Origin of the sequence: Streptomyces sp. NBC_00425 (genome assembly GCF_036030735.1) — a bacterium.
In the GTDB taxonomy this organism is placed as follows: domain Bacteria; phylum Actinomycetota; class Actinomycetes; order Streptomycetales; family Streptomycetaceae; genus Streptomyces.
In genome coordinates this window covers 4,245,741-4,265,380 of record NZ_CP107928.1, presented here as the reverse complement: position 1 = coordinate 4,265,380, position 19,640 = coordinate 4,245,741, and the positions used below count along the sequence as shown (strand labels likewise).

General features: G+C 71.0%; 18 protein-coding genes. 13 read left to right on the top strand and 5 right to left on the bottom strand.

All coding sequences use genetic code 11. From position 1 onward, the window contains the following. The first annotated feature begins 6 nt into the window (after positions 1–6). The gene (locus OHS82_RS18195; RefSeq protein ID WP_057584860.1) at positions 7–393 is read left to right on the top strand and encodes a winged helix-turn-helix transcriptional regulator; all 387 of its coding nucleotides are present in this window, start codon (positions 7–9) and stop codon (positions 391–393) included. A gap of 109 nt (positions 394–502) precedes the next feature. Here the strand turns inward: OHS82_RS18195 and OHS82_RS18190 are convergent, their stop codons facing one another. The 5 genes from OHS82_RS18190 to OHS82_RS18170 all read right to left on the bottom strand — a co-directional run bounded on the left by OHS82_RS18190 (position 503) and on the right by OHS82_RS18170 (position 7,595). After that, entirely contained in the window at positions 503–1,585 is a 1,083-nt protein-coding gene (locus tag OHS82_RS18190; RefSeq protein WP_328434149.1) for a 2-oxoacid:ferredoxin oxidoreductase subunit beta, read from the bottom strand. Beyond that, positions 1,578–3,521 carry a 2-oxoacid:acceptor oxidoreductase subunit alpha gene (locus OHS82_RS18185; protein ID WP_328434148.1) on the bottom strand — a complete coding sequence of 648 codons (1,944 nt, stop codon included), beginning with the start codon at positions 3,519–3,521 and terminating at the stop codon, positions 1,578–1,580. Before OHS82_RS18185 ends, OHS82_RS18190 begins: the two co-directional genes overlap by 8 nt. 282 nt (positions 3,522–3,803) lie before the next feature. Further along, positions 3,804–4,463 (bottom strand): response regulator transcription factor, encoded by a 660-nt coding sequence (locus tag OHS82_RS18180; protein ID WP_057584718.1) that lies wholly within the window; start codon positions 4,461–4,463, stop codon positions 3,804–3,806. Positions 4,464–4,778: 315 nt separating this feature from the next. Continuing rightward, complete coding sequence (locus OHS82_RS18175) at positions 4,779–6,236, bottom strand: sensor histidine kinase (RefSeq protein ID WP_328434147.1); 1,458 nt, start codon at positions 6,234–6,236, stop codon at positions 4,779–4,781. 135 nt (positions 6,237–6,371) lie between these two features. Next, entirely contained in the window at positions 6,372–7,595 is a 1,224-nt protein-coding gene (locus tag OHS82_RS18170) for a sensor histidine kinase (protein WP_328434146.1), read from the bottom strand. Between the two features lie 200 nt (positions 7,596–7,795). Here OHS82_RS18170 and OHS82_RS18165 point away from each other — a divergent pair, with 200 nt between their 5' ends. From OHS82_RS18165 to OHS82_RS18110, 12 genes are all read left to right on the top strand, one after another. Next, the gene (locus tag OHS82_RS18165) at positions 7,796–8,203 is read left to right on the top strand and encodes an NADH-quinone oxidoreductase subunit A (RefSeq protein ID WP_057584717.1); all 408 of its coding nucleotides are present in this window, start codon (positions 7,796–7,798) and stop codon (positions 8,201–8,203) included. Further along, on the top strand, positions 8,194–8,862 hold the full coding sequence (locus OHS82_RS18160; protein WP_057584716.1) for an NADH-quinone oxidoreductase subunit B: 669 nt from the start codon (positions 8,194–8,196) through the stop codon (positions 8,860–8,862). Before OHS82_RS18165 ends, OHS82_RS18160 begins: the two co-directional genes overlap by 10 nt. Continuing rightward, complete coding sequence (locus OHS82_RS18155) at positions 8,859–10,328, top strand: NADH-quinone oxidoreductase subunit C (RefSeq protein ID WP_328434145.1); 1,470 nt, start codon at positions 8,859–8,861, stop codon at positions 10,326–10,328. Before OHS82_RS18160 ends, OHS82_RS18155 begins: the two co-directional genes overlap by 4 nt. Next, a complete protein-coding gene (locus OHS82_RS18150) occupies positions 10,325–11,293 on the top strand; it encodes a complex I subunit 1/NuoH family protein (RefSeq protein ID WP_057584715.1) in 969 nt (322 codons plus the stop codon). The genes OHS82_RS18155 and OHS82_RS18150 overlap by 4 nt, the downstream gene beginning before the upstream one ends. 122 nt (positions 11,294–11,415) lie before the next feature. Then, positions 11,416–11,934: a 4Fe-4S binding protein gene (locus OHS82_RS18145; RefSeq protein WP_057584793.1), complete on the top strand. Its 519-nt coding sequence runs from the start codon at positions 11,416–11,418 to the stop codon at positions 11,932–11,934. Beyond that, positions 11,931–12,608, top strand: a complete 678-nt coding sequence (locus OHS82_RS18140) for an NADH-quinone oxidoreductase subunit J family protein (protein WP_057584714.1) — start codon at positions 11,931–11,933, stop codon at positions 12,606–12,608. The genes OHS82_RS18145 and OHS82_RS18140 overlap by 4 nt, the downstream gene beginning before the upstream one ends. Next, a complete protein-coding gene (gene nuoK, locus OHS82_RS18135; RefSeq protein WP_057584713.1) occupies positions 12,608–13,006 on the top strand; it encodes an NADH-quinone oxidoreductase subunit NuoK in 399 nt (132 codons plus the stop codon). Before OHS82_RS18140 ends, nuoK begins: the two co-directional genes overlap by 1 nt. Further along, positions 13,003–14,997 carry an NADH-quinone oxidoreductase subunit 5 family protein gene (locus OHS82_RS18130; protein ID WP_057584712.1) on the top strand — a complete coding sequence of 665 codons (1,995 nt, stop codon included), beginning with the start codon at positions 13,003–13,005 and terminating at the stop codon, positions 14,995–14,997. Before nuoK ends, OHS82_RS18130 begins: the two co-directional genes overlap by 4 nt. 6 nt (positions 14,998–15,003) lie before the next feature. Next, positions 15,004–16,578 carry a complex I subunit 4 family protein gene (locus OHS82_RS18125; RefSeq protein WP_328434144.1) on the top strand — a complete coding sequence of 525 codons (1,575 nt, stop codon included), beginning with the start codon at positions 15,004–15,006 and terminating at the stop codon, positions 16,576–16,578. Beyond that, the gene (locus OHS82_RS18120) at positions 16,575–18,110 is read left to right on the top strand and encodes an NADH-quinone oxidoreductase subunit N (RefSeq protein ID WP_199863994.1); all 1,536 of its coding nucleotides are present in this window, start codon (positions 16,575–16,577) and stop codon (positions 18,108–18,110) included. The genes OHS82_RS18125 and OHS82_RS18120 overlap by 4 nt, the downstream gene beginning before the upstream one ends. Positions 18,111–18,313: 203 nt before the next feature. Beyond that, the gene (htpX, locus tag OHS82_RS18115) at positions 18,314–19,177 is read left to right on the top strand and encodes a zinc metalloprotease HtpX (protein WP_057584710.1); all 864 of its coding nucleotides are present in this window, start codon (positions 18,314–18,316) and stop codon (positions 19,175–19,177) included. Further along, positions 19,174–19,566, top strand: a complete 393-nt coding sequence (locus OHS82_RS18110; protein WP_057584709.1) for a YccF domain-containing protein — start codon at positions 19,174–19,176, stop codon at positions 19,564–19,566. The genes htpX and OHS82_RS18110 overlap by 4 nt, the downstream gene beginning before the upstream one ends. Positions 19,567–19,640: the final 74 nt, after the last annotated feature.

Below are 19,640 nucleotides of genomic sequence, written 5' to 3'. Positions count from 1 at the left end.
ACTGGCATGGCAGTAAGTACCTCGAGGGTCGATGACACGATGTGCCCGCACCGTCTGGTCCTGGAGCACCTCACCAGCCGATGGGGCGTCCTCGTGCTGATCCACCTCCTCGACCGCTCGTACCGGTTCAGCGAGCTGCGCCGAGCGATCGGGCGGGTCAGCGAGAAGATGCTGACCCAGACCCTGCAGACCCTGGAGCGCGACGGACTGGTCCACCGCGACGCCAAGCCGGTGATCCCGCCCCGCGTCGACTACTCCCTGACCGACCTCGGCCGGGAGGCCGCGGAGCAGGTGCGCGCACTGGCCGACTGGACGCACCGGCGCATGTCCGACGTGGAAAAGGCCCGCCAGGCATACGACGAGGCCCGGGACCACAGGTCCCGGGCCAACTGACCGCTCACCGCGTCCGCGCGCCGATCGCCCCGCACGCGCCGATCGCCCCGCACGCGTCGCTTCCGCACGCTCCGCCGGCCGCTCACCGCGTCCGAGCGCGGCGTACGCCTCAGCCGGCGACGGTCCAGGTGTCGCCGCCCGCCAGCAGCGCGGCGAGGTCGCCCTTGCCGTGTTGTTCGACGGCGTCGTCGAGCTGGTCCGCCATCTGCGTGTCGTAGACGGGCCGTTCCACCGAGCGCAGCACGCCGATGGGCGTGTGGTGGAGGGTGTCGGGGTCCGCGAGACGGGAGAGGGCGAAGGCCGTGGTCGGGGACGTGGCGTGCGCGTCGTGGACCAGGACGTCGCCCTCGTTCTCCGGCGTCACCGCCACCACCTTCAGATCGCCGGTCGCCGGGTCGCGGACGACTCCCTTGGCCAGACCCGTCCCGAACCGGATGGGCTGTCCGTGCTCCAGCCGGATCACCGCGTCCTCGGCGGTCTCACGGTCCTTCAGGGCGTCGAACGCCCCGTCGTTGAAGATGTTGCAGTTCTGGTAGATCTCGACCAGCGCGGTGCCGGGGTGGGCGGCCGCCTGGCGCAGCACGTCGGTGAGGTGCTTGCGGTCGGAGTCGACGGTGCGGGCGACGAAGGAGGCCTCCGCTCCGATGGCGAGGGACACCGGGTTGAAGGGCGAGTCGAGGGAGCCCATGGGGGTCGACTTGGTGATCTTGCCGACTTCCGATGTGGGGGAGTACTGGCCCTTGGTGAGGCCGTAGATCCGGTTGTTGAAGAGCAGGATCTTGAGGTTGACGTTGCGGCGCAGGGCGTGGATGAGGTGGTTGCCGCCGATGGAGAGGGCGTCGCCGTCGCCGGTGACGACCCAGACGGACAGGTCGCGGCGCGAGGAGGCCAGGCCGGTGGCGATGGCGGGGGCGCGGCCGTGGATGGAGTGCATGCCGTAGGTGTTCATGTAGTACGGGAAGCGCGAGGAGCAGCCGATCCCGGAGACGAAGACGATGTTCTCCTTGGCCAGGCCGAGTTCGGGCATGAAGCCCTGCACGGCGGCGAGGATCGCGTAGTCGCCGCAGCCCGGGCACCAGCGCACCTCCTGGTCCGACTTGAAGTCCTTCATGGACTGCCGGGCCTCGGCCTTGGGCACGAGGGCGAGCGCCTCGGTCGTGCCGCCGGGGCGGTGTGTCGACGTCTCAGTCATCGATGGCCTCCTTGAGCGCCGCGGCGAGCTGCTCGGCTTTGAACGGCATGCCGTTGACCTGGTTGTAGGAGTGGGCGTCGACGAGATAGCGGGCGCGGATGAGGGTGGCGAGCTGGCCGAGGTTCATCTCGGGGACGATCACCTTGTCGTACCCCTTCAGCACCGCTGCGAGGTTGCGCGGGAAGGGATTCAGGTGGCGCAGATGGGCCTGCGCGATCGGCGTCCCGGCGGCGCGCAGCCGCCGTACCGCCGCGGTGATCGGGCCGTAGGTGGAGCCCCAGCCCAGTACCAGGGTCCGGGCGGCGTGCGGGTCGTCGACCTCGAGGTCCGGGACGTCGATGCCGTCGATCTTGGCCTGGCGGGTGCGGACCATGAAGTCGTGGTTGGCCGGGTCGTAGGAGATGTTGCCCGTGCCGTCCTGCTTCTCGATCCCGCCGATGCGGTGCTCCAGTCCCGGCGTGCCGGGGATCGCCCAGGGGCGCGCCAGGGTGTGCGGATCGCGCTTGTAGGGCCAGAACACCTCGGTGCCGTCGGCCAGGGTGTGGTTGGGGCCCTGCGCGAACTGCACCCGCAGATCAGGCAGTTCGTCCGGTGACGGGACGCGCCACGGCTCCGAGCCGTTGGCCAGATAGCCGTCGGAGAGCAGGAACACCGGGGTGCGGTAGGTGAGGGCGATACGGGCGGCGTCCAGTGCGGCGTCGAAGCAGTCGGCGGGGGTGCGCGGGGCCACGATCGGCACCGGGGCCTCGCCGTTGCGCCCGTACATCGCCTGGAGCAGGTCCGCCTGCTCGGTCTTGGTCGGCAACCCCGTCGACGGCCCGCCGCGCTGGATGTCGATCACGAGCAGCGGCAGCTCCAGCGACACGGCGAGGCCGATCGTCTCCGACTTGAGGGCCACGCCCGGACCGGACGTCGTGGTGACGGCCAGGCTGCCGCCGAAGGCCGCGCCCAGCGCCGCGCCGATCCCGGCGATCTCGTCCTCGGCCTGGAAGGTGCGCACGCCGAAGTTCTTGTGCTTCGACAGCTCGTGCAGGATGTCCGAGGCCGGCGTGATCGGATACGAGCCCAGGAACAACGGCAGATCCGCCTGCCGGGAGGCGGCGATCAGGCCGTAGGACAGGGCCAGGTTGCCGGAGATGTTGCGGTAGACGCCGGCCGGGAAGGCCTGCGCGGCCGGCGCGACCTCGTAGGACACCGCGAAGTCCTCGGTCGTCTCCCCGAAGTTCCAGCCCGCCCGGAACGCGGCGATGTTGGCGGCCGCGATGTCGGGCTTCTTCGCGAACTTCGACCTCAGGAACTTCTCGGTGCCCTCGGTGGGCCGGTGGTACATCCACGACAAGAGACCGAGCGCGAACATGTTCTTGCTGCGCTCGGCCTCTTTACGGGTGAGGTCGAATTCCTTGAGAGCCTCGACGGTCAGAGTGGTCAACGGGACCGGATGGAGCTGATATCCGTCGAGGGAGCCGTCCTCCAGCGGCGAGGCCGCGTACCCGACTTTCTGCATGGCGCGTTTGGTGAACTCATCCGTGTTGACGATGATCTGGGCGCCGCGCGGCACATCGGCGATGTTCGCCTTCAGCGCCGCCGGGTTCATGGCCACCAGAACATTCGGCGCGTCGCCCGGAGTGAGGATGTCGTGATCGGCGAAATGCAGCTGGAACGACGACACCCCGGGCAGCGTTCCCGCAGGCGCGCGGATCTCGGCCGGGAAGTTCGGCAGTGTCGACAGGTCGTTGCCGAAGGACGCCGTCTCCGAAGTGAAACGATCACCGGTCAACTGCATGCCGTCGCCGGAGTCCCCCGCGAACCTGATGATCACCCGGTCGAGGCGGCGGACGTCCTTCGTCCCCCCGGGTGTGCGCTGCTCTCCCACGACGGTCGCATCCGCTCCGTCGGTTCCGTCGGCCTGTTCTGCTGGGCTGACCTGACTGGTCACTGAACTGGACCTCCCTCGAGGCGGCTGTCCCGGAGCGCTCTTCCCGAAGGCCCTCCGCGGATCAACCCTACGTCTGTAAGGGTCGCCTTCCTTCGGCCATTCGTATGACGGTCACTGTCCCGAGACGGCCCGGCACCCCCGCTAACCATGATTTCCCGCCCCCCGGCGCAACTCCGTTAGACGCTCCGGAATCCCGCCGCGGTTCTGTGGTGTTTCTCCACCGCTTCCTCCGAGTTCCCCCCTCTGCTTTCCTCACCCGACGCACGGCACAGTGCCATCTGTTTATGAATTCAGGTAGGTGAGAACTGCCAGTACGCGGCGGTGATCTCCGTCACTCGGAGACAGCCCGAGCTTCAGGAAGATATTGCTGACATGCTTCTCGACGGCTCCGTCGCTGACGACCAGCTGCCGGGCGACCGCCGAGTTCGTCCGGCCCTCGGCCATCAGCCCGAGGACCTCCCGCTCCCGAGGGGTGAGTCCGGCCAGCACGTCCTGCTTCCGGCTCCGCCCGAGCAGTTGCGCCACGACCTCCGGGTCCAGCGCGGTGCCGCCCTGGGCGACCCGCACCACGGCGTCCACGAACTCCCGCACCTCGGCCACGCGGTCCTTGAGGAGATATCCGACCCCGCGACTGGAACCGGCCAGCAGTTCGGTGGCGTACCTCTCCTCCACGTACTGTGACAGCACCAGCACGCCGAGTCCGGGGTGCGCCTTGCGCAGTTGGACGGCGGCCCGCACTCCCTCGTCCGTGTGGGTCGGCGGCATCCGCACGTCCGCGACGACGACGTCGGGCAGCGCGCCCTCGTCGTCCAGCTCGGTGATCGTCTTGACCAGGGCTTCGGCGTCCCCGACCCCCGCGACCACGTCATGTCCCCGGTCGGTGAGCAACCGGGTCAGTCCCTCCCGCAACAGCACCGAATCCTCGGCGATGACCACCCGCACCCTGTCCTCCACGATCCTCGGCCCCCCAGCCGTCCACCCGTCGGTCGAACCAGTCAAGCATTTCAGCAACAGGCTCGTCTCTACCCGGCGAGAGTCGGGCCCGGCTGGAGGACGACGTGAAAACGGCCCCGGCCCACCGCCTTTCGGCCGCCGACCGAGGCGACGAGAGGAGGAGGACCGGGAGCCCGGTGACGGGGAGGAGGGGAGGCCGGAGCCGGACGACGGGAGGAGGGGCGGGAGCCGGGAGCCGGGAGGAGGGGGCCGGGAGCGGGGTGACGGGAGTCCGGGGGAGAGGAGGGCCGTGGGCCGGCGGTCTCAGATCCGACCGCCCCGCCAGGGCAGTTCCGCGGTGATCCGGGTAGGGCCGCCCGCCGGTGAGTCCACGACGAGGATCCCGTCCACCGAGTCCAGCCGTCCGGCGAGCCCGGCCAGTCCCGACCCTCCGCCGGAGGCGTCCGCTCCGCCCACCCCGTCGTCCGCCACCTGCAGCATCAGCCGGTTCTCCGTCCGCCACACGTCGACCGAGGCCGATCGCGCCCCGCTGTGCTTGCTGACGTTCTGCAGCAGCTCCGAGACGGTGAAGTAGGCGATGCCCTCGATCGCCGCGGCCGGCCGTTCGGACAGGTCCACGTCCACCTTCACCGGGACCGTGCAGCGCGAGGCCACCGAGGACAGCGCCGCGTCCAGCCCCCGGTCGGTCAGGACGGCCGGGTGGATGCCGCGCGCCAGATCCCGCAGCTCCTGCAGAGCCGTCTTCACCTCGCCGTGCGCCTCGCCGACCATCCGCGCCGCCGTCTGCGGGTCGTCCCGCAGCTTCTCCTTCGCCATCCCGAGATCCATCGCCAGCGCCACCAGCCGGGCCTGCGCCCCGTCGTGCAGATCACGTTCGATGCGCCGCAGATCGGCCGCCGCGGTGTCCACCACGACCCCGCGGTCGGACTCCAGCTCCACCACCCGCGCACCCAGCGACGACGGCCCCAGCAGCCCGTGCACCAGCAGCCGGTCCACCGTCGTCAGCGCCCGCACGATCCACGGCGTGGCCAGCGTGATGAGCAGACCCACCAGCGCCGTCACGGCGATCTCGAACGGGTTGTCGAGGTAGACGCTGTGGTGTTCGTCGCCGTACAGCTGGATGCCGCCCTGACCTGCGTACATCGGGAATACCCAGAACCACAGCGGATACGTCAGCATGCCCCAGCCGGCCGACCAGACCGCCACGGTGACACCGAACGAGAACACCGCCCACGGCAGGTGCAGCACCGCGTACAGGGCGTTCCGCCAGGACGTGCCGCTCTTGAGGACAGCCGCCATCCAGGCCATCGCACCGCTTCCGCGCGGCCGCAGCGGCTCGGGGGCGGCCACCTCCAGACCGAGCAGCCCACGCGCCCGGGCCCGCTCCAGCGCACCGAAGCCCCGGCACGCCGTCAGGCCCGCCGCCAGCACCGGGATGCCGAGGAACGTCACCAGCAGTCCCGCCCCGAGCGACAGCATCGTCACCGCGAACGTGAACAGCACGATGCTGATCGGCAGGCTCAGCAGCACGTACACGAGCTCCCGCCAGTGGCGCGCGGTGAGCGGCTCCCGCAGCCCCGCCGGAAGCAGATGCCGACGCTCCCCGGCCCCGCTCCCGGACTCGCCTCCGTGCCCGTATCCGCGCACGTCACGGCCGTTCCCGTCCCGCCCCGCGTGCTCGTCGTAGCGGTCGTACTGCCCGTACCGGTCGTACTGCCCGTACTGGTTGTACTGCCCGTACTGGTTGTACTGGGTGGCCATCGGCGTCGTCCGTTCTGCTCGGCCCTGCTCATCGCGCGGCTGTCGATCCGTACCTCCCAGCCTCCTCGCCGGCCGCCACGCGGACCATGGAGTCCGTCGGCCTCTCGGAAGGGGGGTTTTCCCTACCCCGCACGGTCACGGCTTCCCGCCCCGGTCCCGCCAGGGGAGCTCCGCGGTCACCGTCGTGGGACCCCCCTCCGGCGACTCCACGACGAAGAGCCCGTCGACCGCGTCCAGCCGCTCCGCCAGCCCCTGCATCCCCGATCCGCCGTCGAGCCGCGCGCCGCCCCGGCCGTCGTCCCACACCTGGATGAGCAGCCGGTCGCCCGACCGCCACACCTCGACCGAGGCCGACCGGGCCCCGCTGTGCTTGCTGACGTTCTGCAGCAGCTCCGAGACGGTGAAGTAGGCGATGCCCTCGATGGCCTGCGCCGGCCTGCTCGTCAGGTCGGCGGTCACCTTCACCGGGACCGTGCAGCGCGAGGCCACCGAGGACAGCGCCGCGTCCAGCCCCCGGTCGGTCAGGACGGCCGGGTGGATGCCGCGCGCCAGATCCCGCAGCTCCTGCAGCGCGAGCTTCACCTCGCCGTGCGCCTCCTCCACCATCGCCGCCACGACGTCGTCGGCCCGCCCCTCCAGCAGCTTCTCCTTGGCCAGGCCCAGCCCCATCGCCAGGTTCACCAGCCGGGCCTGCGCCCCGTCGTGCAGATCGCGTTCGATGCGCCGTAGATCGGCGGCCGCCGTGTCGACCACGACCCCGCGGTCGGACTCCAGCTCCGCGATGCGCCGCTCCAGCTCGTCGGACGGGGAGAGCAGACCCCGCACCATCGCCCGGTCCGCGTTGGTGAGCCCGCGCGCCAGGAACGGCAGCACCGGCCACAGCACGAACAGCGAGGGCACCATCACGCTGAACGTGAGAACGCCCCAGGGCAGCCGGATCAGGTCGTACAGCACCGTGCGCCACGCCACCGGGTCCTTCAGCGCCAGCCACATCCGCTGCAGAAGGCCGCCCGCTCTGCGCAACGGCAGCGGGCTCGGCTCGTCGATCCGCACCCCGAGCAGCTTGCGCGCCCGGGCCCGTTCGAACCGGCCCATCAGCCGCGCCCCGCCCAGCCCGAGCGCGAGCAGCGGGAACCCCACCACCGTGACGGTCATCGCGGCCCCGGTGACGATCACCGTCATCACATAGGTGAACCCGATCAACGCCATCGGCAGATTGGTCAGCAGATGCGCGATCTCCCGCCACGTCTGCGGATCGAACGCGAGACGGGCCGGAGGCGGACGGTCGTCGTCGTGCTCCGAACCCGGTGGTCCGAAGAAACCCGGAGGGACGGCGGAACGGCTGGCGGAAGCGGTCATAGGGGTCAGCCTGCCGCCCCGCCCGACCCCGCGCCATGAGGTCTGCTGCCTTCCGCTACCGGGGGAAAACCCCCGCCTCGCGTCCCGACCTGTGACGGGCTGCTTACCGTCTCTTTATCAGGGCCTAGACTCCCGTGCGTACAGATCGTCGAACCGGCCTGCCGCCGAAGAGGCTGAGGTCAGGGAGCGAGGGGACGGACGTGCGGGAACCGACCGTCGATGTCGCGGCGGACTATGCGGCCGACTACTTCCAGTCCTACTCCGTCGTCGGGCTGCTCGCCGTCGTCGGCGTGCTCTTCGTCGCCGTCGCCTTCGGCGCGGGACGCCTGCTGCGCCCGGTGGTCCCCACCCCGGAGAAGCTTCTGACGTACGAGTGCGGAGTCGACCCCGTCGGCGAGGGCTGGGCCCACACCCAGGTCCGCTACTACGTCTACGCCTTCCTCTACGTGATCTTCGCGGTCGACTCGATCTTCCTCTTTCCCTGGGCGACGGTCTTCGCCGCCCCCGGCTACGGCACGACCACGCTCGTCGAGATGTTCGTCTTCCTCGGCTTCCTCACCGTGGGCCTGCTGTACGCATACAAGAAGGGCGTCCTGACATGGGCGTGACGCCGGAATCGAACACGCCGCGGCCGGCCACTTTGGAACAGGCGGCTTCGGAGCCTGTTCTGCTGCCCGAGCCGAAGCGGCTCGGCACGCTGGCCCGACTCGCCCCCGAGCCGATGAAGGTGATCCTGAACTGGGGCCGCCGCTACTCGCTCTGGGTCTTCAACTTCGGCCTCGCCTGCTGCGCGATCGAGTTCATCGCCGCCTCGATGGCCCGCCACGACTTCATCCGCCTCGGCGTCATCCCCTTCGCGCCGGGTCCGCGGCAGGCCGACCTGATGATCGTCTCCGGCACGGTCACGGACAAGATGGCCCCGGCCGTGAAGCGCCTCTACGAGCAGATGCCCGAGCCGAAGTACGTCATCTCCTTCGGCGCATGCAGCAACTGCGGCGGCCCCTACTGGGACTCGTACTCGGTGACCAAGGGCGTCGACCAGATCATCCCGGTCGACGTCTACGTGCCGGGCTGCCCGCCGCGCCCCGAAGCCCTGCTCCAGGGCATCCTCAAACTCCAGGAGAAGATCGCGCGCGAGTCCCTCGACGAGCGCTACGCCACGTCCCCCGCCCGCCCGGCCCCGTCGCGTCCCTCGACCGCGGCCCTGCAGAGCGGCCTGGTACGCCCCCCGGCGTCACCGGCGGAGCCGGCCGAGGAGGACCGATGACCACGACCGGGTGGCTCCCCGCCCCCGCCGAGGACCTCTTCGGCCCGGACGCCACAGCCGAGGAGTCCTACGACGTCCTGACCGTGGACGTCCCGCCGGCCTCCTGGACCTCCGCCCTGCGCGTGGCCCGCGACCGGCTGTCCTGCACCTACTTCGACTGGCTGAGCGCCGTCGACGAGCCCGGCACCGGCTTCCGCGTCTCCGCGCACGTCGTGGCCCTGTCCCCGGTGCGCCGCCTGCTGGTGCGCACGACCATCGCGCACGACGCCCCGACCCTCGACTCCGCCGTCGACGTCTACGCGGGCGCCGCCTGGCACGAACGCGAGACGCACGAAATGTTCGGCGTCGCCTTCGAGGGCCACCCCGCACTCGACCACCTCCTCCTTCCCGAGACCTTCGAGGGCCACCCCCTGCGCAAGGACTTCGTCCTGGCGGCCCGTGTCGCCAAGGCCTGGCCCGGCGCGAAGGAGCCCGGCGAGTCCGAACACGGCGGCCCCAAGCGCCGGCAGATGCTTCCCCCGGGCGTCCCCGACCCCAACGAGTGGGGGCCCCTGAAGGGTCAGCTCCCCCCGGCCCCGGCGCGGCCCGCCCGAACCCCGGCCGCCCGTGCGACAGGCGACCGCCCCGTCCGCCGCGCCCGCACGTCATCACAGGGCTCATCCAGCCAGACGGTCCCGACGACGACACCGCCGCCCGCGTCCACACCGCCGGCGACAGCGTCCGACACCGCCGGCGACCCCGGCACGACACCCACGCAGCCTGCGACAGCACCGCCTGCCTCGGCCCCCGGGACCCCGGGAACCCCGGCCGGACCACGTCGTGCCCGCAGCGCCTCCCAGGGCTCCGCCTCCCAGCTCCCCCAACCCCCGGCGGCGTCCTCCGCCCCCCCGGCCCGCCCCTCGACGGCCTCCCGCTCGTCCGACGCCCCCTGGCACCACGCCCGCCCCGCCTTCGACGCCCCACAGGCACCCGAAGAGCCAAAGCCCCAGGCGGGCGAAGAGCCGACGATCGCCCCCGACCTGCAGGCACCCGAAGCGGCGAAGCCTCGGGCGGACGAAGAGCCGACAGCCGAGCCGAAGCCGCAGGCACCCGAAAAGCCGAAGCCGCAGCCGGGCGAAGAGCAGACGTCCGGACCGAGTCCGAAAGCGGAAGGCGAGCAGGCAGCCGAGCCGAAGCCGATGCCGAAGTCCCAGGCGGCGGGCCGGCCGAAGACGGAGCCGGAGTCCCCCTCGGCCCCGACCCCCGAGCCCGACACAAGCCCGGCACCCGAGCCCGACGCGAGCCCGGCACCCGAGCCCGACGCGAGCCCGGCACCCGAGCCCGACGCGAGCCCGGAGCCGAGCGACCGGGGGTCCAGCGCGGAGCGTCCCGGCTCCGGGCGTTCGACCTCCGAGCGTCCGAGTCCGGAGCGTCCGGGCTCCGAGCGTCCCGCCCCCGATGACGACCCTGCAGGAGGCCCGCAGTGAACGACGCTCTCGACGTCGCCCTGCGACTCCTGGTCGTCTTCGTCGTCTTCCTCACCTTCCCCCTGATCGTCGGTCAGACCGAGCACAAGGTGATGGCCCATATGCAGGGCCGCCTGGGCCCGATGTACGCGGGCGGCTTCCACGGCTGGGCCCAGCTCGTCGCGGACGGCGTGAAGTTCGCGCAGAAGGAGGACATCGTCCCCGCGGGCGCGGACCGCCGTATCTTCCAGCTCGCGCCGGCCGTGGCCCTCCTGCCGTATCTGCTGGTCCTCCTCGCCATCCCCATCGGCCCGGGCGAGGGCGCCGTGGGCCAGGTCCTGGACGCGGGGATCTTCTTCGTCCTCGCCGTGATGGGCGTCGGCGTGCTCGGCTCCCTCATGGCGGGCTGGGCCAGCGCCAACAAGTTCTCCCTTCTCGGCGGCCTGCGCACCGCCGCTCAGCTGCTCGCCTACGAACTGCCGATGCTGCTCACCGCCGCCTCGGTGGCGATGGCGGCCGGGACGGTCTCCCTGCCCGGCATCGTCGACGCGTTCGAGTGGTGGTGGCTGCCCTGGCAGATCACCGGCGCGATCGTCTTCTTCATCGCCGGTCTGGCCGAACTCCAGCGCCCTCCCTTCGACATGCCGGTCGCCGACTCGGAGATCATCTTCGGTGCGTACACCGAGTACACCGGCCTGCGCTTCGCTCTCTTCCTCCTCGCCGAGTACGCCGGGATCGTCGTCCTGTGCGGGCTGACCACCGTCCTCTTCCTGGGCGGCTGGCACGGCCCCTGGGGCGCCGACGGCCTCGGCTGGGTCTGGACCCTGCTCAAGACGGCCGTCCTCGCCTTCCTCGTCATCTGGCTGCGCGTCACCTACCCCCGGCTGCGCGAGGACCAGCTGCAGAAGTTCTCGTGGACCCTCCTCGTCCCCCTCTCCCTCGCCCAGATCGCCCTCACCGGCATCGTCAAGGTGGTGATCCAGTAGCCATGTCCCGCCCGTCACCCGACCACCACACGCCGGCGGCCCCGGCGGCGCCCTCCGGGCGGCCCCGTCTGTCGATCCCCGGCAGCGGCCTCGCCAAGGGCCTGGCCGTCACCCTCCGCACGATGACGCGGAAGACCGTGACCCAGCAGTACCCGGACGCCCAGCCCGAGCTCCCGCCCCGCACCCGCGGGGTCATCGGACTGTTCGAGGAGAACTGCACGGTCTGCATGCTGTGCGCCCGTGAGTGCCCCGACTGGTGCATCTACATCGACTCCCACAAGGAGACGGTGCCGCCCGCCGCTCCAGGCGGACGCGAGCGCAGCCGCAATGTGCTCGACCGCTTCGCCATCGACTTCTCGCTCTGCATGTACTGCGGTATCTGCATCGAGGTCTGTCCTTTCGACGCTCTGTTCTGGTCCCCGGAGTTCGAGTACGCGGAGACCGACATCCACGAGCTCACCCACGAGCGCGACAAGCTCCGCGAGTGGATGTGGACCGTGCCGGCCCCGCCGGCCCTCGACCCGGCCGCCGAGGAGCCGAAGGAGATCGCGGCCGCCCGTAAGTCGGCCGAGAAACTGGCCGCCGCCCGACCCGAGCCCGCCGGACCCCGGCCCACCGAACCCGAGGGAGGAGACGCGTGACCCTCGCCGAGGCCCCGCAGGGCTTCCTCTCCCCGACCGGCGTCGAGATCGCCTTCCTTCTCGTCGGACTGGTCACCTTCGGCGCAGCCCTCGTCACCGTCACCACGAGGCAGCTGGTGCACGCGGCCCTGTGGCTCGTGGTCGCCCTCGGCGGTCTGGCCGTCGAATACCTCCTGCTCACCGCCGAGTTCATCGCCTGGGTGCAGGTCCTCATCTACGTCGGTTCCGTCGTCGTGCTCCTCCTCTTCGGTCTGATGCTCACCAAGGCCCCCATCGGCCGCTCGCCGGATGCCGACTCCGGTAATCGATGGGCCGCGCTCACGGTCGCCGTCGCCGCGGCCGCCGCCCTGGTCTGGGTGGTCGTCGACGCCTTCCGCAGCACCTGGATCGAGCTGGACGGCCCGGCCGCCGGCTCGACCGAGGTCACCGGCGCGAGCCTCTTCCAGAACTGGGTCCTCCCCTTCGAGGCTCTCTCCGTCCTCCTTCTCGCGGCGCTGGTCGGCGCGATCGTCCTGTCCCGCAAGGCGAAGGCCGATTCGAGCTCTCCCCCCGTGAACGCCCGGACCGTCACCGATGGTTCCCGACCCGTCACGGACAGTTCCGGAAGATCCGAGAGCTCCCCCACCGTCCCGGACGCCCGGCAGAACCCGGCCGAGCAGGAAGGCGCCCGCTGATGCACCTCGTCTATCCCGCCGTCCTCTCCGCTCTCCTCTTCTGCACCGGCCTGTACGGCGTCCTCGCCCGCCGCAACGCGATCCTGGTCCTGATGTCGGTCGAGTTGATGCTCAACGCCGTCAACCTCAACCTGGTCGCGTTCGACGTCTGGCTCAGCAGGACCGCCGAGGAAACCCTGCACTCCGGTCAGGCCCTGACCCTGTTCACCATCGCCATCGCCGCCGCCGAGATCGGCATCGGCCTGGCGATCGTCCTCGCCGTGCACCGCAACCGCGGCACCGCCGACATCGACCGGCTCCGCGACACCGCCGAGGGCCACGAGACCCCTGCCGCCGACGGCGCCGACGGCGACCCCGCGACCGGAGCGGCCGCCGAGAAGGCTGAGGCCACCGCGTGACCACGACCACCCTCGCCGTCCTCGTCCCCCTCCTCCCGTTCCTGGGCGCAGCCGTCGGCCTCCTCCTCGGCCGAACCGCGCCCGGGTTCGTCCGCCCGCTCGCCGTCCTGCCGACCCTCGCCGCGCTCGCGCTGGCCGCGGTCGTCGCGGTGCGCCAGGGCGGAGACGCAGCCGTCGACGCGGCCACCGAGCTGACTCCCACCGGATCCGTCCCGATCGAACTCGCCCTGCACATCGACGGATTCGCCGCCCTCGTCGCCGTCCTGGTCGCTCTCGTGGCCGGCTGCGTGCAGATCTACTCGACCGGCTACCTGCGCGACGACCCGCGCTACGCCTCGTACGCCGCGCTGGTCTCGCTCTTCACCTCCGCGATGCTGCTGGTCGTCTACTCCGGCGACCTGATCGTGCTGCTGGTCGGCTGGGAAGTCATGGGCATCTGCTCCTACTTCCTGGTCGGCCACTACTGGGAGACCCCGGAGGCCCGCGCCGCCTCCATCAAGGCCTTCCTGGTCACCAAGCTCGGCGACGTCCCCTTCCTCATCGGCCTGTTCGCACTCGGCGCCGACGCGGGCTCCTTCCGCATCACGAAGGTCCTCGGCGCCGTCGCGCACGGCGGCCTCGACCACCCGACCGTCGTCGCCCTGCTGCTCCTCGCGGGCGTGGCCGGAAAGTCCGCGCAGTTCCCTCTGCACACCTGGCTCCCGGACGCGATGGCCGGCCCCACACCCGTCTCCGCGCTGATCCACGCCGCGACGATGGTCGCCGCCGGCGTCTACTTCGTCGCCCGTCTCCTCCCGGTGTTCGAGGCCTCCGCGGCCGCGATGGTCGTGCTCGCCGTGATGGCCGGCGTCACGATGGTCGGATCCGGCCTGTCCGCGCTCGCCCAGGACGACATCAAGCGCGTCCTCGCCTACTCGACGATCGGCCAGCTCGGCTACATGACGGGCGCCCTCGCCGTCGGCGACCGCAGCGCCGCCGTCTTCCACCTCCTCTCGCACGGCGCCTTCAAGGCGCTGCTCTTCCTCGCGGCCGGCGTGGTCATCCACGCAGCCGGCACCAACTCGCTGGCCGCCATGTCCCGCATGAGCCACCTGCGCGACCGTGTCCCCGACGCCTACTGGACGATGACCGTGGCGCTCCTCGCGCTCGCCGCGATCCCGCCGTTCAGCGGCTTCTTCTCCAAGGAGTCGGTCCTCGGCGCGGCCGAGCACGCGACCACCGGCCACAGCGCGCACGTCCCCGGCGCCGCCGGCTGGATCGTCCTCGTCGCCGGGCTGGTCGCCGCTCTCCTGACCGCCGCCTACGCGACCCGACTGTGGCTGCTCGCCTTCCGCGGTCAGGGGGCCGAAGCCCCCGATCACGGTCGCCAGCCGCTGACCATGACCGTGGTGCTGTGGGTGCTCGCGGTGCCCTCCCTCGCCCTCGGCGCGCTCGCCTACCGCACGCTCCCCGACTGGTTCGACGGCGACGACCTCGCCCCGACCCTCACCACCTCCGTGGTGGGCACCGGCGTGGCTCTGGCAGGCGGACTCGTCATGTTCGCCGCCTGGCGGCACCTCGCCGGACTGGCCGCCGGCACCCCCCTGGGTGCGGTGGCCGCCCACCCGGAGGCCGACGCGGCGCAGGTCGAGGCCGAGGCCATCGCGACGCACGCACCCGCCTACGGCGACGTGGCCTCCGCTCCCGACCCGGCGGATCCCGGGCGGCTCCTGCTCGGCCCGCTGCACCGCCACGCGGCTGTCGGCTTCCACCTGGACGCCCTGTACGACGTGCTGTTCGTGCGCCCCGTGCAGGCCGGCGCCCAGCTCGTCAGGTTCCTCGACCGCGAGGTCGTCGAGACGTACGTCCGCGGCGCGGGCGCCCTGCCCCGCTGGCTGGGGTTCGCCGTACGGCGTGCCCAGACCGGCAACGTCCAGACCTATGTGAGCGCGCTGCTCGCCGGCACCGTCGTCCTGGCGGTCGCCGCCCTTCTCGTCGCCTCGGGAGCGTGAGCAGGCGTGATCCCTATCAACGAGTCCGTGATGCAGGTTCTTCTGGCGTTCATCGTGGTCGGCCCGCTTCTCGGCGCCGCCGCCGCCCTGCTGCCCGCCCCGCCCGGGCTGAAGGGGAAGTCACCCGAGCAGGCCGTCCTCCGGCACGGCGTGACCGTGACCGGTGTGATCCTCCTCGCCGCGATCGCCCTGGCGGTCGGCTTCGACCACGACCAGCCGTCGAAGATGCAGGCCACCACGGACATCAGCTGGATCCCCGCGCTCGACGTGCGCATCCACCTCGGCATCGACGGCATCTCCCTCCCCTTGCTGGTCCTGACCGCGCTGCTGACCTTCCTCTGCGCGCTCTACTCCTACTTCAAGCTGCCCGCGGGCCCCTCACCCAAGGCGTTCGTCGCCCTGGTGCTCGTGCTCGAGTCCGGCACCCTCGCGACCTTCGCCGTCCTCGACCTTCTGTTGTTCTTCCTCGCCTTCGAGACCGTGCTCATCCCGATGTACTTCCTCATCGCCCGCTGGGGCGGCGCCGGCCGGACCCAGGCGGCCTGGAAGTTCATCCTCTTCACGCTGCTCGGATCCGTGGTCATGCTGCTCGGCCTGCTCCTGATCGGAATCAAGGCGGGCACATTCGACATGGTGGCACTCGCCACTGACAACGGCCGGTCGCTGACCACATCCGTGCAGGTCATCGCCGTTCTCGCGATCGGTCTCGGGCTCGCGGTCAAGACCCCGATGTGGCCCCTGCACAGCTGGCTGCCCGACGCCCACACCTCCGCCCCGACCGTCGGCTCGGTCCTGCTGGCGGGCGTGATGCTGAAGATGGGCACATACGGGTTCGTCCGCATCCTGCTGCCGGCCGCGCCGGACGGCTTCCGCGTCTTCGCGCCCTACCTGGCCGCCTTCGCCGTCGTCGGGATCATCTACGGGTCCCTGGCCTGCCTGGCCCTCGCCAAGCAGGGAGCGAAGGGCGACCTCAAGCGCCTGATCGCCTACTCCTCCGTCGGTCACATGGGCTTCGTCCTCCTCGGCATCGCGACGATGACGCCGACCGGCGTGAACGGCGCCCTGTTCGCCAACATCGCCCACGGCCTCATCACCGGCCTCCTCTTCTTCCTGGTCGGAGCCCTGAAGGACCGCACCGGCACGACCGACCTGGACACCCTCGCCGAGCAGACCGGCGCCGCCCTGTACGGCAGGACCCCCCGCCTCGGCGGCCTCCTCGCCTTCGCCGCGGTCGCCTCGCTCGGCCTTCCGGGTCTCGCCGGGTTCTGGGGCGAGATGCTCGCCCTGTTCGGCGCGTTCGACCCGGCAGAAGGCCTCAGCCGCCCCGCGTTCCTCGTGTTCACGGCGATCGGCGCGTTCGGCACCCTGCTGACGGCCGCCTACCTGCTCGTCGTGGTCCGGCGGGTCTGCATGGGCACGGTCCGGCAGGACGCCCCGCGCCTCGCCGACGTGCAGACCTACGAGTTCGTGGCCTGGACCCCGCTCGTCGCCCTCACCGTCGTCGCCGGCCTGTGGCCGAAGGCCCTCCTCGGCCTCACGGACCCGGCCGTGCAGCAGCTCCTCGCAGGAGGCACCCGATGAGCCCCGTGGCCCACCCGTCGGCCCAGGCCCTGGCCGAGTCCGTGGTCCAGTCCGTCGACTGGACGGCCATCGCACCGCCCACCCTCGCGGCGGTCGTCGCCCTGGTGGTCCTCGTCGCCGATCTCTTCGTCGGCGAGGCACGCAAGCCGCTGCTCGGCTGGCTCTCGGTCGCAGGCCTCGCCGCCTCCACGGCCCTTCTCCTGCCCCTCCTGGACGGCGACCGCGCCACCTTCTGCCTGACCGGCGACACGCGCGCGTGCAGCTACACGGCAGACCACTTCACCCTGGTCGTCCAGTTCCTGGTGCTCGGGGGAGCCCTGCTGGTCGCGCTGCTGTCGGTCACCGCTCTCAAGGACGCGCGCGGGCGCCTTCCCGAGGGCGAGTTCTGGTTCCTGCTGCTGTCCTCCGCCGCCGGCGCAGCCCTGCTGCCCGCCTCCCGCGACCTCGCCACCCTGGTCGTCGCCCTGGAGGTGGCCTCCCTGCCGGCCTTCGCCCTCGTCGGCATCCGGCACGGCGACCGCAGGTCCTCCGAGGCCGCGCTCAAGTTCTTCCTGTCGTCCGTGACGGCGACCGCGGTCAGCCTCCTGGGCATCAGCTTCGTGTACGCGACAACGGGCACCCTCTACCTCACCCAGGTCGCCGACCGCATCCAGCGCGTCGACGGGCAGCTGCACACCCTGGCCCAGACCGGCGTGGTGCTCACCCTCGTCGGCTTCGCCTTCAAGACGGCCGCCGTCCCCTTCCACTTCTGGGTCCCCGACACCTACGTCGGCGCACCCCTGCCCATCGCCGCCTACCTGTCGGTCGTGGGCAAGGCCGTCGGCTTCTCCGGCCTCATCCTCGTCACCGTCGTCGCCTTCCCGTCGTACGCCGACGTCTGGGGCCCCGCCCTGGCCGCCCTCGCCGCCCTCACCATGACCGTCGGCAACGTCGGGGCGCTCCGCCAGCAGGCCACGCGCGCGTACAGCGCCGTACGCCTCCTCGCCTGGTCCTCCGTGGGCCAGGCGGGCTACCTCCTGGTGCCGATCGCCGCCGCCGCGTACTCCGACGACGCCGAGCACGCCGTCGGCTCCACCGTCGCGTACGCCCTCATGTACGCCGCGGTGAACCTCGGCGCCTTCGCCATGGCCGCCCTCGTCGGACGGACCAGCACGGCGAACCGGCTCACCGACTACCGCGGCCTCTACGCCAGAAACCCCCTCGCCGCCCTCCTGCTGGCCTTCTTCCTGCTCTGCCTGGCCGGACTGCCGCCGGGCGTCATCGGCCTCTTCGCGAAGGTCACCGTCTTCTCGGCGGCCGTCGACGCCGGACTCGGCTGGCTCGCCGTGGTCATGGCCGTCAACGTGGTCATCGCCCTGTACTACTACCTCCAGTGGACGGCGCTGCTCTTCCGCGCGCGTGAGGGCGAAACCGAGAAGCACCGTGTTCCCGCCCCCCTCACGGCCGCGATCGCCCTCACGGCGGCCGTCGGCATCGCCCTCTCCGGAGCGCCCCAGCTGATCCTGCGCTTCGCCGACACAGGTCTCTTCTGATCCCACGCGCGCGTGGCGGGCCCCGTCCTCACCCGGACGGCTCACACCCCTGCCCCCACGCACAAGGGAACTCGTGCCTCCCGCCTGGCGTTGACCAGTACGGGAGGGTGCACTGGAGGTGACATCACGGCACCAGTGCCACCGGAGAACAGGAAGATCCGCAAGCAAAGGGTTCCCCTGCTGCACGACTTGGAGGGCGTACCGTGCACCGCCGGCACAACGGGCTCAGGACCGCAGTACTCCTCGGGGGGCTGTCGGCACTCATCATCGTCATCGGCAGCTTCTTCGGCCGTACGGGGCTCGTCGTCGCGGTTCTGATCGCGCTCGGCACCAACGCGTACGCGTACTGGAACAGCGACAAGCTGGCTCTACGCGCGATGCGTGCCCGCCCCGTGAGCGAGTTCGAGGCCCCGGCCCTGTACCGCATGGTCCGCGAGCTCTCCACCCAGGCCCGGCAGCCCATGCCCCGCCTGTACATCTCCCCGACAGAGGCGCCCAACGCCTTCGCGACCGGCCGCAATCCGCGCAACGCCGCCGTGTGCTGCACGGAAGGCATCCTGCGCCTCCTCGACGAGCGCGAACTGCGCGGCGTCATCGGCCATGAGCTCAGCCACGTCTACAACCGCGACATCCTGATCTCCTCGGTCGCCGGAGCGCTCGCCTCGGTGATCATGTTCCTGGTCAACTTCGCCTGGCTGATCCCGGTCGGGCGCTCCGACGACGACGACGGCCCCGGCATCCTGGGCATGCTCCTGATCATGATCCTCGGTCCGCTCGCCGCCAGCCTCATCCAGCTCGCCATCAGCCGCTCCCGGGAGTACGAGGCGGACTCCTCGGGCGCCCAGCTCACCGGCGACCCGCTGGCGCTCGCGAGCGCCCTGCGCAAGCTGGAGACGGGCACCAAGCAGCTTCCGCTTCCGCCGGAGCCCCGTATCGAGACCGCGAGCCACATGATGATCGCGAACCCCTTCCGCCCGGGCCAGGGACTCTCCAAGATGTTCTCGACGCACCCGCCGATGGCGGAGCGAATCGCCCGGCTCGAGAAAATGGCAGGTCGCCCCCAGTGAAGACCATTCTGAACGTCATCTGGCTGATCCTGAGCGGCTTCTGGCTGTTCCTCGGTTACCTGCTCGCAGGCGTGCTGCTCTGCATCACCGTGATCGGCATCCCCTTCGGCGTCGCCGCGTTCCGCATCGGCGTCTTCGCGCTCTGGCCCTTCGGCTACACGACCGTCGAGCGGCGTGACGCGGGCGCGCCCTCCTGCCTCGGCAACGTGCTGTGGCTGGTGCTCGCCGGCTGGTGGCTGGCCATCGGCCACATCGTCACCGGCTTCCTCCTGTGCCTGACCATCATCGGTATCCCGTTCGGCATCGCGAACTTCAAGCTGATCCCGGTCTCGCTGTTCCCGCTGGGCCGCGAAATCGTGCCCACCGACCGGCCGTTCGCCTCGCGCTGACGAAGCTGACGGCGCATACGGCGCTGACCGCGCGGGTAGGCCGTTCGTCGTCGCCGGTGGGCGCGTTGCCGGTG

Excerpts from the sequence above, each read along its gene's own strand:
- nuoK (WP_057584713.1), top strand. The coding sequence starts at position 12,608 with ATGCACCTCGTCTATCCCGCCGTCCTCTCCGCTCTCCTCTTCTGCACC.
- OHS82_RS18190 (WP_328434149.1), bottom strand. The coding sequence starts at position 1,585 with ATGACTGAGACGTCGACACACCGCCCCGGCGGCACGACCGAGGCGCTC.
- OHS82_RS18145 (WP_057584793.1), top strand. The coding sequence starts at position 11,416 with ATGACGCGGAAGACCGTGACCCAGCAGTACCCGGACGCCCAGCCCGAG.
- OHS82_RS18160 (WP_057584716.1), top strand. The coding sequence starts at position 8,194 with ATGGGCGTGACGCCGGAATCGAACACGCCGCGGCCGGCCACTTTGGAA.
- OHS82_RS18120 (WP_199863994.1), top strand. The coding sequence starts at position 16,575 with ATGAGCCCCGTGGCCCACCCGTCGGCCCAGGCCCTGGCCGAGTCCGTG.
- OHS82_RS18175 (WP_328434147.1), bottom strand. The coding sequence starts at position 6,236 with ATGGCCACCCAGTACAACCAGTACGGGCAGTACAACCAGTACGGGCAG.
- OHS82_RS18195 (WP_057584860.1), top strand. The coding sequence starts at position 7 with ATGGCAGTAAGTACCTCGAGGGTCGATGACACGATGTGCCCGCACCGT.
- OHS82_RS18170 (WP_328434146.1), bottom strand. The coding sequence starts at position 7,595 with ATGACCGCTTCCGCCAGCCGTTCCGCCGTCCCTCCGGGTTTCTTCGGA.
- OHS82_RS18155 (WP_328434145.1), top strand. The coding sequence starts at position 8,859 with ATGACCACGACCGGGTGGCTCCCCGCCCCCGCCGAGGACCTCTTCGGC.